2 rRNA genes are annotated in these 301 nt (G+C 54.2%); both read right to left on the reverse strand.

Features of this window, described 5'->3' with window-relative positions:
• Positions 1-103, reverse strand: a 5S ribosomal RNA gene (gene rrf / locus KW828_RS21715); the annotation flags it as partial.
• A 94-nt stretch (positions 104-197) separates the two neighbouring features.
• A 23S ribosomal RNA gene (locus tag KW828_RS21720) occupies positions 198-301 on the reverse strand; the annotation flags it as partial.

Consider the following 301-nt stretch of genomic DNA (forward strand, 5'->3'; position numbering starts at 1 on the left):
CTACTCTCGCATGGGGAGACCCCACACTACCATCGGCGCTACGGCGTTTCACTTCTGAGTTCGGCATGGGGTCAGGTGGGACCGCCGCGCTAGTGCCGCCAGGCAAATTCTGTTCGTCTAACACCACCACAGGCATTAAACGCTAATCTGTATCAGCTGAAAATCTCTCAAATCCGCCAAAACATCTTCGGCGTTGTAAGGTTAAGCCTCACGGTTCATTAGTACCGGTTAGCTCAACGCATCGCTGCGCTTACACACCCGGCCTATCAACGTCGTCGTCTTCAACGTTCCTTCAGGACCC

Source organism: Enterobacter sp. ENT03, assembly GCF_019218745.1.
Taxonomy (GTDB): Bacteria; Pseudomonadota; Gammaproteobacteria; order Enterobacterales; family Enterobacteriaceae; genus Enterobacter_D.